This window comes from Emticicia sp., from assembly GCF_049241225.1.
Classification (GTDB): Bacteria; Bacteroidota; Bacteroidia; order Cytophagales; family Spirosomataceae; genus Emticicia.
On record NZ_JBMLRC010000465.1, the window covers coordinates 9,720 to 23,830 of the forward strand.

General features: G+C 38.7%; 9 protein-coding genes. 6 read left to right on the forward strand and 3 right to left on the reverse strand.

Features of this window, described 5'->3' with window-relative positions; translation table 11 throughout:
* Together sbcD and ACOVO2_RS23840 are read left to right on the forward strand one after the other, a co-directional pair.
* Window positions 1-1,131, forward strand: a 1,131-nt coding sequence (sbcD, locus tag ACOVO2_RS23835; protein WP_421772377.1) for an exonuclease subunit SbcD, incomplete at its 5' end; no start/stop codon positions are given.
* Window positions 1,121-4,183, forward strand: a complete 3,063-nt coding sequence (locus tag ACOVO2_RS23840; protein ID WP_421772378.1) for an AAA family ATPase — start codon at window positions 1,121-1,123, stop codon at window positions 4,181-4,183. The genes sbcD and ACOVO2_RS23840, both read left to right, overlap by 11 nt.
* 110 nt (window positions 4,184-4,293) lie before the next feature.
* Here ACOVO2_RS23840 and ACOVO2_RS23845 read toward each other — a convergent pair whose 3' ends face one another.
* Complete coding sequence (locus ACOVO2_RS23845) at window positions 4,294-4,593, reverse strand: thioredoxin family protein (RefSeq protein ID WP_188769302.1); 300 nt, start codon at window positions 4,591-4,593, stop codon at window positions 4,294-4,296.
* A 152-nt stretch (window positions 4,594-4,745) separates the two neighbouring features.
* On the opposite strand from ACOVO2_RS23845, the gene ACOVO2_RS23850 reads away from it, so the two are divergent.
* On the forward strand, window positions 4,746-5,666 hold the full coding sequence (locus ACOVO2_RS23850) for an RluA family pseudouridine synthase (RefSeq protein WP_421772379.1): 921 nt from the start codon (window positions 4,746-4,748) through the stop codon (window positions 5,664-5,666).
* A gap of 157 nt (window positions 5,667-5,823) precedes the next feature.
* Window positions 5,824-8,628, forward strand: a complete 2,805-nt coding sequence (locus tag ACOVO2_RS23855) for an outer membrane beta-barrel protein (RefSeq protein WP_421772380.1) — start codon at window positions 5,824-5,826, stop codon at window positions 8,626-8,628.
* Between the two features lies 1 nt (window position 8,629).
* On the opposite strand, the gene ACOVO2_RS23860 is transcribed toward ACOVO2_RS23855, so the two are convergent.
* On the reverse strand, window positions 8,630-9,784 hold the full coding sequence (locus ACOVO2_RS23860) for a dipeptidase (RefSeq protein ID WP_421772381.1): 1,155 nt from the start codon (window positions 9,782-9,784) through the stop codon (window positions 8,630-8,632).
* Window positions 9,785-9,940: 156 nt separating this feature from the next.
* Window positions 9,941-10,243, reverse strand: a complete 303-nt coding sequence (locus tag ACOVO2_RS23865; protein ID WP_421772382.1) for a DUF4286 family protein — start codon at window positions 10,241-10,243, stop codon at window positions 9,941-9,943.
* Window positions 10,244-10,530: 287 nt separating this feature from the next.
* On the opposite strand from ACOVO2_RS23865, the gene ACOVO2_RS23870 reads away from it, so the two are divergent.
* Together ACOVO2_RS23870 and ACOVO2_RS23875 are read left to right on the forward strand one after the other, a co-directional pair.
* Entirely contained in the window at window positions 10,531-12,993 is a 2,463-nt protein-coding gene (locus tag ACOVO2_RS23870; protein WP_421772383.1) for a YfhO family protein, read from the forward strand.
* A gap of 136 nt (window positions 12,994-13,129) precedes the next feature.
* Window positions 13,130-14,011 (forward strand): hypothetical protein, encoded by an 882-nt coding sequence (locus tag ACOVO2_RS23875; protein WP_421772384.1) that lies wholly within the window; start codon window positions 13,130-13,132, stop codon window positions 14,009-14,011.
* The last annotated feature ends 100 nt before the right edge of the window (window positions 14,012-14,111 follow it).

The window sequence follows — 14,111 nt, forward strand, 5'->3', positions numbered from 1 at the left end:
TTTTTGGATTGGTTGATAAATCTTATTCAGGAGCAAAAAATCGACTTACTGCTCATATCAGGCGATATTTTTGATTTGGCAAATCCTCCCATCGAAGCCCGTGCGATGTATTATTGGTTTTTACGCCAAATGATTCAACTCAAATGCAAAATCATCATTACGGGCGGAAACCACGACTCGGCTCAGATGCTCGATGCTCCACGAGAAATTCTACAATTGCTTGATATAAAAGTAGTTGGTGGAGCGATAACTCCCATCGAAAACGAAATTGTGCTGCTTGAAAACCTCGTAGTGTGTGCTGTCCCGTATCTGCGTGATGCCGATTTACGTCAGGCTGTTGAGGGTGAAAGTGGCACTTCAAGAATCGAAAATGTGCGTTTGGGTATCAAAAAACACTATGATACTTTGGCCGAAATCTGTCAAGAAAAATACCCAGATTTACCCAAAATTGCGATGGGGCATCTCTACGCCAATGGCTCAATAAGTTCGGAATCGGAGCGTGAAATTCAGATTGGGAATTTAGCTTCGGTCGATGGCAATGATTTCTCCCAAACCTTTGATTATGTGGCACTTGGGCATATTCACCGCCCGCAAATCATTGGCGGAAACGAGCGAATCCGTTATTCTGGTTCGCCAATTCCATTGAGTTTTAGTGAGAAAAACGACCAAAAAATAGTATTGCTTCTCGAACTTTCCGAAAATAAGATTCAAGAAATCAAGGCCATCGAAGTACCGAAATTCAGAGAATTAAAACGCATTTCGGGTACACTCGAAGAAGTAAAATCTAAATTGATTGCCTTTCAGAACCCAGCCCAACTAAAATCTTTTCTTGAGGTTGAAGTGATTGAAGAAAGTTTTAATCCATTGATAATCAAAGAATTGAATGATTTGATTGCGGTTTTTGATGATGAAAATGCCATTGTACTAAAACATAGAATTAGTTTTAAAAACGAAGTGAGTAGCAGTGAAGAATTGTTTGTAGAAGGACAAAATTTAGAAGATATTTCGGAGAAATCAATGCTACAAAAACGCCTTGAAAAAGAAAATTCACTCTCTGAAGAACACCGAACCTTGATGATGGAAGCCTTCACTGAATTATTACTAATGGTTGAGCAAGACGATGAAAATTAATAAAATATACCTCAAAAATATCAATTCTTTCAAGGGCGAACATCGCATTGATTTCACCGAAAATCCATTGGGTTCGGCGGGGCTATTTGCCATCGTTGGGCCAACGGGGGCAGGAAAATCTACGCTCTTAGATGCTATCACGCTCGCACTTTTCAACCAAATTCCGAGATTTGATAAAAAAATATCGAAAGATTTTATCGCTTCGGCTGGCTCGATTCTAACCAAAGGTGAGCGAGAATGTGCCGTAGAAATTGAATTTTCGTGCAAATCGGGCAATTTTGTGTCGAAATGGTGGATTGAAATAAACCGTAATCAGAATCTCAATGATTACGGAATGGAAATAACCGACTTACAGACGGGCCAATTATTACCACTCAAAAAAAGTGAAGTGCCTAAGCGAAACGAAGAGTTAATCGGACTTTCGTACGACCAGTTCATTAAGTCGATTTTGCTTTCGCAAGGCGAATTTGCTAAGTTCCTAAAATCAGGAAAAGACGAACGAGGAAAACTACTCGAAGATATTACGGGTACACAGATTTACCGCAAACTCGGCAAAAAAGCTTTTGAAATTGCGAAAGAAAAAGGGCAAGCTCTTAAAGATTTACGCACCAATATCGACACCGAAAAACGCAAACTTAGCACACCCGAACAAGAGCAAGTTTGGCTCGACCGTAAAACCGAAATTGAGAAAATCTTGCTTGATTTAGATGCTCAGTTGCAGGCTTTTAAAACCAAAATCGAACTCAAAAATCAAATTCTGAATTTTCAGAAAAGCATTACCGAAAAAAACGAACGACAAGCCAAAGAACAGCAAAATCTAAACGATTTTGAGAACTTTGAAGCAAAAAAACTGCAAATTCATGAAAAAGCTGAGCCTTTTCAATCGCAAATTTTGCAGCTCGAAAGCCAACAAAAAGCACTCCAAAATCTACAAGAACGCTTGGCGAGTGAAGAGAAAAGTTTGGAAGAAAACACTAATCTACTCAATAGAATTCTGACAAAAATCGGGGATTTAACCAAAGAACAAAACTCGCTTAACCTTGAAAATGCTCTCGAAATTCTGCAAAATTTTAGAGAAAAACTGACGCAGCTCGAAAACCAACGTGGGGCCCAGGAGGCCGCAAAAAAAGCAAACGAAACACAAATTGAGGAATTTATCAATAAAATTTCCGAAAATTCGCTGCGTTTTGATTATCGACAAATAACTGACACTATCATTGAAAGCATCAAAAATGTTGGTATTACTCACAAAGCCACACTTGACGAAACCTATAAGCTGGCTCAGATTTCGGCTTTAGAAGAGGTGCAGGGTAAACGAGAGCTTTTGGCCGAAGAACACCGAAATTATACGGCCTTGAAGCAATTTGTTTGGGAGTATGTAAAGATTAGTGAAGATATAAAAAGAGAACAGGAGCAAGAAAAACAACAAACGGCGTTTATTACAAGTCAAAAGCCAGAACTTGAAAAAGTGCAAGTTTTGATAAAGGGTATTTCGGAAAAAATCATACAATTAGAGAAAGAAAAAGAAACGCTCGGGAAATCGTATAATTTTGAAAAAGACCGCCAAACTTTGCTTAAAAAAGATGAGCCTTGTCCGCTTTGTGGCTCGCTCGAGCATCCATTTTTGAGTCATTATGCCAATAATTATGTGGAGATTGATTTGAAACTCAGCGAAGCAAAAAAAGAAGAAAAATTACTCAACGAATCATTCCAAAACCTTAATGCTAAGTTGGCTTCGGCTGATGTTTTATTGAAAAATGCAATTGCTAAAATTGCTACTTTCAATGAGCAGATTTCGAGTATAAAAGTAAAAATCGAAGAAAAAAAGCAAGCACTGAAACTTGAAAAAGTAGGAGGGAACACCGAAATAATTGACGCCCAAATCAAAGCAATCGAATTACAACAAAATGCCCTGAATGGCATTGAAAATAAAGCAGAAAAACTAAAAGATTTACAGAGTTTGTATCGTTTGTGTTCAGCTACAAGAATTTTACAAAGTGATTATAACTTACTGGTTATCAAAATAAAAGAATTATACGGTGGGGCGAATTTTGAAAAAGAATATAACGATATCCAAACTTGGTTTGTAAAGACCCAAGCTAATATTCAATCTTCAAATAAAACCATTAAAGAGCTTAAAGACGAACTTTTACCCAAACAAAAAACTTTCGAGACTGACAGAGTCGCACTCGAAAGTCAAGTAAAATTAGTGGGTTTTGAAGATTTGAAATCTTGTCAAGCAGCCATATTGAGTAGCGAAAATGCTAAAGCTTTACGAGATAAAAAACAAGCCTTGCTTTTGGCCATTCAGACTTTGATTGAACAAATAAAGGAACAACAATGCGAATTAGATAAAATACAAGCAAAAGATGATGTAAGTGTGGCTTTGGAGACATTACTCGCAAAGCAAACTGAGACAAATACGCTGCAAGAGCAAGTAAGAAAAGAACAAGTAGAGATTTCGGTAAATTTAGCCACTCAAAACCAAACCAAAGAAGCGATTCAACGTTTGCAGGCTCAGCTGCAAATCTTAGAAAAAGACAATTTGAAATGGGAGCTATTGGAGAAATATATTGGCAGTGCCGATGGTAAAAAATTCGCTACTTTTGCTCAGGGACTTACGCTTTCAAGGTTGATGGCTTTGGCGAATCGTCGTCTTGTAGATTTATCTGATAGATATTTGCTCGATAAACCTGGCGAACAAGACGAAGATGAACTAATGATTGTTGACCAATACATGGGCAACGAACGCCGTTCGGTGAAAACCCTTTCGGGTGGTGAGACTTTTATGATTAGTTTGTCGTTGGCCTTGGCCTTGTCTGACTTAGCTTCTAAAAATATCAAACTCGATAGCTTGTTTATCGATGAGGGCTTCGGAACACTCGACCCCGAAACGCTCGATTTGGCACTCAATACACTCGAAAAATTGCAACAAGAAGCCCAAAAGAATATCGGTATTATTTCGCACGTAGAGTCAATAAAAGAGCGAATTGCTACCCAGATTCGCCTCGAACGCAATAATCGAGGTTTTAGTCAGATTATTATCAAGTAACATGTAGAACAAGTTTCCAACTTGTTATTATCGAGAAAGAACTCAAAAAAATGTGGCACACCTCGTTTATCACTGATAACAGGTGTGCCACATTTTATTTTCAAGCAAAATTACAAAGCTTTATTGACAGCTCTCACTACTTCTGGAACCGAAATAAGTCCAGTGTGTCGCCACAATTGTTTACTATTTTGAAATAAAATGAGTGTAGGCACTGCATCAATTTTATATTTTTTGCGGAGGGCCGTATTTTTATCAACATCGATTTTCATAATCGTGATGTCCTCGTCGAGTTCTTCGGCAAGTTGATTGAGCATCGCATCAATTTTGCGACAAGGTTTGCACCATTCGGCCGAGAAATCTATCAAAACGGGTTCGTCCGAACCCACCAATTCTTCAAAAGTACCAGTCATTGCATTAAATTGTTTTACTGAATTTATATTACGTTTTTTCTTTGATTTTGGTTCTATGCCTGTACTATAAATGATTGATAAAGCCCCTTTATCAAAATTTTAATGGAATTTCTGCCTACCTTTGAACAAATATTCAGAGAGAAATAGCAAAAATGAGACAACAAGATAGAAAGTTTAAACCGAATACAACAAAACCTGTCAGAGCTGAAATTACTCAATTCAAAGTAACCGAAGAAACCGAACTTTTGGTGTTTCTGTTGGCAAAAATCACGAGTAGAAGCCGCAATGATGTAAAGATTTTGTTGCGTGATAAACAAATATATGTTGATGGTAAGCCAATTACGCAGTTCAATCACCCACTCAAACCCGAACAAGTGGTTGAAGTTAAATGGAAAAAAGCTCCCGAGGAGGCAAGATACCGAGGCTTAAACATCGTTTTTGAAGACCAATATCTGATTGTTATCGAGAAACAAGCGGGGGTGCTTTCTATCGCTACCGAAAAACAAAAAGATAATACGGCCTACAGTATTTTGAGTAGCCACGTAAAAAAACAAGACCCTCGCAATCGTATTTTTGTGGTGCATCGCCTCGACCGAGAAACGTCGGGTTTGATGATGTTTGCTAAGAGTGAAAAAATCCAGAAACTTTTGCAAGAATCTTGGAACGCCACCATCGAAGAACGCACCTATTTGGCCGTAGTTGAGGGATATGTCGAGAAAAAGCAAGATACAATCACTTCGTATCTGGTCGAAAGCAAGGCTTTAATTGTTTATTCGAGCAAAAATCCCGAAGTAGGGCAGAAGGCCATTACGCACTATGAGGTTTTGAAAAGCAACAAAAACTTTTCGCTGCTGAAAGTAAACCTCGAAACAGGCCGTAAAAACCAGATTAGAGTACACGCCAAAGACATCGGGCATTCGGTCGTGGGCGATGAAAAATACGGTGCCAAAACCGACCCTATCAAACGACTCGGTCTTCATGCCTGGGTGTTGGCATTCAAGCACCCAATCACGGGTAAAGATTTACGTTTTGAAACCGAAATGCCTTCAAAATTTACGAGTTTGTTTAATTAATGCCCGATTTCGACGAATTTTCTGCATTGTTGGTCTGCTAAAAATACACGATTGACGTTTTCTATGGTAATTCTACTGTAAGTCAATGATTCAATTCCTATATTTGTATTGACACTACTACAAAAAAACTAAGAAACGCTCTTTAAGGCAACCAAAGATGAAACAAGCATTTTTTCTGATATTTATGTTGCTTTCATCTTTGGTATTTGCCCAACAAAAATCTACCGTAAAAGGGCTTGTGGTTGACGAAAGCGGCCAAGCGATTCCTTTTGCTACTATAAGTGTTTTATCTGCCAAAGATTCTTCCAATATTGCTAATCAACTCACCAAAGAAAATGGTGCTTTTGTGTTTTCGGGACTTTCAACGACCAATTATATTTTCAAAATCTCGGTTGTTGGTTATACTACAACTTATCACTCATTTATCGCCGAAAATGATTCAACTGATGTTGGAAAATTAAAGGTAAATAGTGCTGATAATATACTCAATGAAGTTGTCGTAAAAGGAAACAAAGAGCCGGTAGCAGTGAAAAAAGACACACTCGAATTTGATGCGGGCGTGCTGAAACCGCAACAAAACGATAATCTTGAAGATTTGTTGAAGAAAGTCCCTGCCCTCGAAATCGACGAAAATGGTGGAATAAAAACCCAAAATAAAGTAGTCAAGAAAATATACGTCGATGGCAAAGAGTTTTTTGGGAATGACCCACAGCTGGCCCTCAAAAATTTACCCGCCGAGTCGATTGAAAAAATACAAGTTGTAGAAAAAAAGACCGAGCAGGCCGAGTTTTCGGGCGTTGATGATGGCGAACGTGAAATGGTGATTAACGTAACGCTTAAAAATACGCACAAAAAAGGTACGATGGGTTTTGCATCGGTAGCGGGAGTGCCGCCTTTAGGAAATACCGACGGATATTATAATGCCAAAACTTCGGTCAATCGTTTTAGTCCAAGTCAACAGTTTTCGGTCATAGGATTGTTCAATAACCTTAATCAGCAGGGTTTTACGCCCCAAGATGCCGCTAATTTTTCGAGCCTAAATGCCTCATCGAATCGTGGCGGTGGAGGCAATGCTTCTGCCAATGTCAATTTGCCAATTGTGGTTGGCAAACGCCCTGGGGTCATCTCAACCGAGGGAGCTGGCTTTAATTACAATAATCAGTACGCCAAAAAATCTTCGTTGCAGAGCAGTTATTTTTTCAATGCAAGCCACACTGATTTGCTTAGAAATTTGTTCAGACAGAGTTTTCTTCCCGCAAGAACCATCAATACCGACCAAAATACTAAGCAAAATCGAGACAATCTCAATCATCGACTCAATGCAACGCTTACGCACCAATTTGATGAGCGAAACCTACTCAAACTTACAACTGCTCTCAATGCTGTATCGGGCGATGCTTTTACTAATAGTTTATCGAAAATCAGCACATTCACGGCGGGCGATACCGTAGAAAATAACTCTAATCGAAATGTGAGAAATCACTCACAAGGAATTAGTTTCAATAATAATCTTTTGCTTCGCCATCGGTTTGCCTTGCCCCGCAGAACTGTAAGTTTAAATGCAGTTTTTAACTTGAATAACGATAAAAGTAACGATTCGACTAATACTTTGAACCAAAACCAAGTAAACGGAACAATCGTTGAGCGAATTATTAGACAAGAAAACGACCGCCGTACTACGCAACAAAACCAGCGAATTCAAGTAGCTTTTACGGAGCCTTTAGCTAAAAACATGACCCTCGAAGGTAATTATGCGTATCAGAAAAATATCAACCGCTCGAACTTCGATGTTTGGGATATTGTGAATAATAATCTGGTTCAGAATTTTACATCGAGCAATGCTTATAGTAGCAATTTTAATTTCCAACAGGCTGGTTTTAAGGTTAATAGCGAAACCAAAGAGAAAACTTTTATGGTGGGTGTTTCTTACCAGAAATCTATTTTGCAGAGTATTGTGAAGCGTACAAGCGATAATGTTTTGGAACGTTCATTTCAAAATATTTTACCTTCGTTGAGGTACTCGTTTCGTAAAAATGCAACGAAAAGTACTGATAAAAATGTGAAGCCGAGCAATCGGAATAATAGCATCACATTTGAATATAACACGGCCGTAAATGAGCCATCGGTGCGAGATTTACAACCAATTACGGTCAATAATAACCCACAAAATATTGTTTTAGGAAATCCCGACCTCAAACCCGAATACACTCACCGAATAATTATCAATGAAAATATTTTCAATGCAAAAACTTTTACAAACATTGGCCTAAACGGTAATCTGAATTATACCCAAAATGCCATTGGTTATGCACAAACTGTCAGCGAAACGCTCGTACGCACGACTCAGCCCGTAAATTTGCCGTATCGTTGGAATGCTAATCTTGGTTTTTACTATAATTTTTCGGTAGGTAAACAAAAGAACAAGATTCGATTCTCGATTAGCCCCCGATATTTGGTGTCAAAAGGCAATAACTTGGTGAATGGCGTGAATAATCTTAATACCCAAAACCAATATCGTAGCGATTTCAAGGTTACATATCTGACCGATAAAATCAATTTTGTTTTCAATACAAATTATCAAAAATCGTTTGTTGAATACTCGGTCAATAAAGAATTTAATCAAAACTTCTCAGTTTTTAGAAATACTACCGATTTTCGTTGGAAGATTACCAAGGAATTTACGATTGCCACCGATTTTGAATATTCATATTATCAGAGTTCGAGGTTATCTACCAATCTTCGACCAATACCAATTCTCAATTTGGCGGTTAAGCATCTTTTCTTGAAAAACAATCGTGGCGAACTAATGCTTTCGGTGCAAGATGTCTTCAAACGCAATATTTATCTTTCTCAGCGTTCGGACGAAAATTTCTTTGAAATTGACCGTTCAAATGCCATCAGTAGATACTTTTTATTAACTTTTACATATAGCGTAAAGAATCAAGGAGGGAGAAAAAGATAAATCAATCAGGCAGATTTCGTAGGAAAAAATCTCTGATATTTCCGCCCATAATTTGCTCAATTTCGGCTCTCGTGAAATTTTGTTTTTCTAAAGCTGCCACAATTTCTGGTAAGCCCGTTACATCGAAGTGAGTGCCGATTGCTCCGTCAAAATCAGAGCCTAAAGCTACTTTATCAACTCCGATTTTATCGGCAACGTATCTGATACTTTTAGCAGTTGCAGCGGCATCGGTGCCACAAACGGCCGTTTCCCAAAGACCAATGCCGATGATACCATTGTGCTTGCCAATTTCGATGATTTGGGCATCGGTCAAATTTCGGTTATTATTGCAAACACCTTTCACTCCTGTGTGCGAAACCACCACTGGGCCGTTGTGGTAAGCCAGTACATCGCTGATGGTTTTTTGTGAGGCATGAGCCAAGTCAATCATAATATGAGCATCGGCCATTTTCTTGATTAACTGCTTTCCTTTTTCGGTCAATCCTTCTTTTTTGATACCGTGAGCCGAACCCGCCCATTCGTTATCGAAGAAGTGCGTAAGTCCAATATATCGTACGCCCGCTTTGCCGAATTCATCTAAATTATTCAAATCATTTTCGAGGCAATGAGCTCCCTCAATACCCAACATTCCTGCCGTGATGTTGTGGTTGGTTTGTCGGTCGTTGATATATTTTTGTAGGTCTTTTTTGGTGGTAATTACCCTAAATTTCCCATCAGAATTCTTAGCGAAATCGTGCAGAGTTTCACATTGGTGTAAGGCACGAGTCTTGATACTAAACCAATCGGCTGGATTGCGTAATTGGGCAAAACTCAACAAGGCTACTTGGTCGGTGTGGTCGTCGTTGTTTTCGATATTGATGCCTCTCGGGGTTTTGCTAACAATCGAAAAAACTTGCATGGCCATATTTCCCTCAATCATACGAGGTAGGTCAACGTGTCCGTGGTCGTTTTTTTTGAGGAAATTTCTATCCCAAAGCAGAGCATCGCAATGCAAATCAGCAATAAACGGAATAGAATCATAGTATTTTTGTTTCGGAAAAGGAGGTTTCTTGCTCACAACATTCATTGATTTATCAATCATTTGTGGCACAAAACCAAAAAATATAATTGCAGAAACGGCAAGAATCACAAGGAAGATTTTGAGGGCTTTTTTCATGTTTGATTGAGAGTTGGTTATTTGTTATTGGGATGCTGCGGGGCCGCCCGTGCGGTTATTGGTGTAAAAGCTATTTTATAAAAGTAATATTATTCTGATGTAGAATAAAAAGAAGCCCATGTTTTTTTACCAATAACAAATAACCAATCCCTAAGACTAAACTTCTTGAAGCAAAGTAGTAAACTCAACGAGTTTTCCTCTGAAAAGCATCTGGTATCTATCCGATATGCGTTCACGGTGTTGCACCTCAAATTGCATAAAATCTTCCATGTTTTTGAAATGAAACTGAAACGCATACGTTTTATCTTCGTTCTCTTTTTCGTTGAGAAGCCTCATTACTTTAATGTCTTTCGGCAGTTTGGTTGCTAAAGCAACTGGTATGAAATTTGTTTTCATCCATTTAATCCATTGCTCACTGATTCGACTTTCGACATTAAATGTGATATTAAATATTAGCATAATTAGTTTTTTGGTGGAATTCTATCTTCCAGATTTTAAATAAATTAACTTTTCTATGGACTATGGACCACCGACTGTGGACTTTTCAAGGCAAAGTTCGCAAAGATTTTTGGTCTTGTGTCGTCTTAAATTAATTTTCTTTGCGTTCTTTGTAGTTTCGTAGCATAATTCTCTGAATTGTGCCGATAAGACTAAAACTATGCCTTGGTGGGTGTTTGCACAGGTGATTAACTTGTGTGTAGCTTAAACAAGAATATTTAAACTTTAAAATATTTATTTTCAAATCAATGTTTAAAAAATACATTCCTCATCTCATTGCGGTTGTTGGTTTTGTGGTTGTTAGCTTTATGTATGCTTCGCCACTTTTGCAAGGTAAAAGATTGGCCATGCACGATACTCAGATGGCGGCTGCATCGGCAAAAGAAATTAATGACTTTTATAAACAAACGGGCGAGTGGGCTTGGTGGACAAACTCAATGTTTGGCGGTATGCCCGCCTATATGGTTGCGGGCGACTACGAAAACAGCCTTTCGACTAAAATAGGTTCGTTTTATATCAACCTTATTCCATCGCCAGCCAATGTACTGATATTGCTAATGTTGGGCTTTTTTGTGCTGATGCGGGTGCTGAAAGTCAATAATTGGCTCGGTTTTTTTGGTTCGGTTGCCTACGCTCTCAATACCTATAATTTACTCTTTCTCGAAGCGGGTCACGTATCCAAAATCATTGCTATTGCTTTTGCACCAGCGGTTTTGGCTTCGTTTATAGCGGTTTTTAGGGGAAGATATTTGATAGGAATTGCCATGACTACTTTCTTCATGGCCATGGAAATGTACGCCAATCACCCACAAATTACGTATTATTTATTCTTTTTACTCGGAATCTATGTGCTTTTTGAAAGTTATTTGCACGTAAAGAAAGGTAATTTCTCAGGATTGTTAAAAGCTTACGCCGTTGTGTTAGTTGGTTCGGTAATCGGACTTGGCACACACAGTATGCACTTGTGGAACAACTTTGTGTACTCGAAAGAAACCACTCGTGGAAAATCAGAACTTACACTCGGAAATCTTAATCAGTCGGCCGATGGTTTGGGTCGTGACTATGCGTTTTCGTACAGCCCAGGTAAAATCGAAACTTTAACTTTGCTTGCTCCCAACTTCGTGGGTGGTTCGTCGGCAGGAAATTTGGGCGAAAAATCAGAGACCTATAAAATGCTTGTTGGTAAAGGCGTAGATGCTTCTACGGCTGCCCAATTTAGCTCAAATCTGCCGCTCTATTTTGGTCCGCAGTCTTATGTTTCTGGACCAAATTATTCAGGAATTATCATACTGTTTTTGTTTATTTTGGGGCTGATACTTATCAAAGACGGACTTCGCTATGTACTGATTCTGACTTCGATTCTATACCTATTTATTTCGTGGGGAAGCAGTTTCAGCGGCTTCAATTTCTTCATGTTCGATTACTTCCCATACTACAATAAATTCAGAGATAGCAAAATGATTGTTACGCTCATGCACCTGTGTTTTGTACTGGGGGCAATGCTGGGTGTGAACAAAATTATCGCTGATAAATTGAGCTTCAACGACCTCAAAAAGCCTTTGATGTATAGTCTCGGAAGTTTACTATTGTTGATTTTAGTGGGCTATTTCTCGCTTGATTATCAGTCTGCTCGTGATGCCGATATGCTCAAAAGTATGGCACAGTCAAACGGACAAGAGTTTGCCAATGCTTTCTCAGCTTCGTTGATTGCTGACCGCCAATCAATGGTAAATGGAGATTTACTACGCTCGATTTTCTTATTAATTGTGGCAGCGGGTTTAATTTGGGCTTTCACCACTCAGAAAATAAAATCATCGGTTTTTGTAGCGGTTTTAGGTGTTTTGGCTGTGCTTGACCTTGCTTTGGTTGACAAACGTTATTTCAATAATGATGATTTCCAAACCAAAACACGTGTTGCCGAAAGTTTCAACCCTTCTCCTGCCGACGAGCAAATCATGCAGGATAAAGACCCTAATTTTAGAGTAGTTGATATGGCAACTAATCAAGGTTTCTTTGCCGATGCTACTGCTTCCTATTTTCATAAATCAGTTGGTGGTTATCACGGTGCAAAATTGAAGAGAATCCAAGAATTATATGATAATGCCATGACCAAAGATGGTAAGTATAATCTGCCGATTTTCAATATGCTAAATACGAAATATTTCATCACACCGGGGCAAGATGGAAATCCTGTGGCTCAGCAAAATCCCGATGCTTTGGGTAATGCGTGGTTTGTGGGTGAAATAAAAACCGTGAAGAATGCCGATGAGGAAATCAAAGCCGTGGGGAATTTCAATCCTCGTGCAGTAGCTTTTGTAGATGAGCGATATAAGCAATACTTGGCTAATACAAAACAAGATTCAACCGCAACAATCAAGCTGACCGAATATAAGCCTAATTATTTAGCTTACGAGTCGAACTCGCCAACTACGCAAGTAGCCATTTTCTCAGAAATTTTCTATCGAGGAAATGAAGATTGGAAATCGTTTGTTGATGGCCAAGAAACCCCGCATTTCCGTGCAAACTACGTACTGCGTGCAATGACAGTACCGGCAGGAAAACACAAAATCGAATTCAAATTCCAACCGAAATCGGTGGTTATTGGTGCAAAAATCGATTTAGTGGCGTCTATTTTGATGGTTTTGATAGTGATTGGTGCGTTGGTAATTGAGTTTAGAAACAAGAGAAATAGCGATATTAAGCAAGACTAAGTTTAGGTTTAACCACAATAGACACAATAGAAATCACGATTGACACAAAGAAGTTGCGATGTAGAACCAACTTGTGTCCATTGGGTCTCAATCGTGTCTATTGTGGTAAAGGAAGAATCGCATAAAATTGAGAAAAATGTTGTTTGACTATTATATAAAAACTGGTGCTTTTTTCGAGAATTCGCTTCAGTCGGTGGTTTCGTTGGTGAAAGTAATCTTATTATCGAAACTCGGACTCCCCAAGTTTTCTAATCAAAAAACTAACGCTTCGATTCTGGGCAATGGCCCATCGCTCAACCAAGCTCTTTCCGACAACCTTGATTTTCTCAAAGAAACTGATATTTACTGTGTTAATCTTTTCGCTCTTTCGGCAGTTTATGCTTCTCTGAAACCACAAAATTATGTTTTGCTCGACCCCGCTTTTTTTATGTTTAGCGAACAAAACAATGGCAGACAAGACATCAAAAAGACCTTCGATGCCATCATTCAGCAAACCGATTGGTCAATGAGACTTTTCGTGCCTGCCCGTAGCAAAAACTCATATATAGTAAAGAAACTCAAACAAGAAAGACCCAATATTCAAATTTGCTTCTTCAATTACACAATCGTCAGAGGTTTTCCTGCTTTCAGACATTGGTTTTTCAAGCATAATTTAGGCATGCCACAATGCCAAAATATATTGGCGGCATCGCTTTATGTGGCTTTACTGCAAGACTATAAAAATGTTTATCTTTTTGGTGCTGACCACTCGTGGCACGAAGAAATCAGAATCACGGAGCAGAATGAGTTTGAAATGCGTCAGCTGCATTTTTATGATAATGCCAATAATGTGAAACACGAAAAAGTGATTGATGTGCGAAACAATTCTCGTCCGAGCTTGCACGCACAGTTTTTATCGCTCCATAAAGTTTTCTATTCTTACGAAATCTTAGGAACATTTGCCAAATCTCGTAAAATTAAGGTCTTAAATGCCAGCAAGAAAACCTACATTGATGCCTTTGAACGAGTGACGGTTTAGTGGACTGGTGATTGGTGAATTGGTGAGTGGTGGACTCGTTATGGAGGTTTTTAGTGAATAGTCGGAATGTGTAAACAAAAAGAGAGATGAAAGTTTAAAA

Coding starts and splice junctions, on each gene's coding strand:
- ACOVO2_RS23845 (WP_188769302.1), bottom strand. CDS start 4,593: ATGACTGGTACTTTTGAAGAATTGGTGGGTTCGGACGAACCCGTTTTG.
- ACOVO2_RS23850 (WP_421772379.1), top strand. CDS start 4,746: ATGAGACAACAAGATAGAAAGTTTAAACCGAATACAACAAAACCTGTC.
- ACOVO2_RS23875 (WP_421772384.1), top strand. CDS start 13,130: ATGTTGTTTGACTATTATATAAAAACTGGTGCTTTTTTCGAGAATTCG.
- ACOVO2_RS23865 (WP_421772382.1), bottom strand. CDS start 10,243: ATGCTAATATTTAATATCACATTTAATGTCGAAAGTCGAATCAGTGAG.
- ACOVO2_RS23860 (WP_421772381.1), bottom strand. CDS start 9,784: ATGAAAAAAGCCCTCAAAATCTTCCTTGTGATTCTTGCCGTTTCTGCA.
- ACOVO2_RS23855 (WP_421772380.1), top strand. CDS start 5,824: ATGAAACAAGCATTTTTTCTGATATTTATGTTGCTTTCATCTTTGGTA.
- ACOVO2_RS23840 (WP_421772378.1), top strand. CDS start 1,121: ATGAAAATTAATAAAATATACCTCAAAAATATCAATTCTTTCAAGGGC.
- ACOVO2_RS23870 (WP_421772383.1), top strand. CDS start 10,531: ATGTTTAAAAAATACATTCCTCATCTCATTGCGGTTGTTGGTTTTGTG.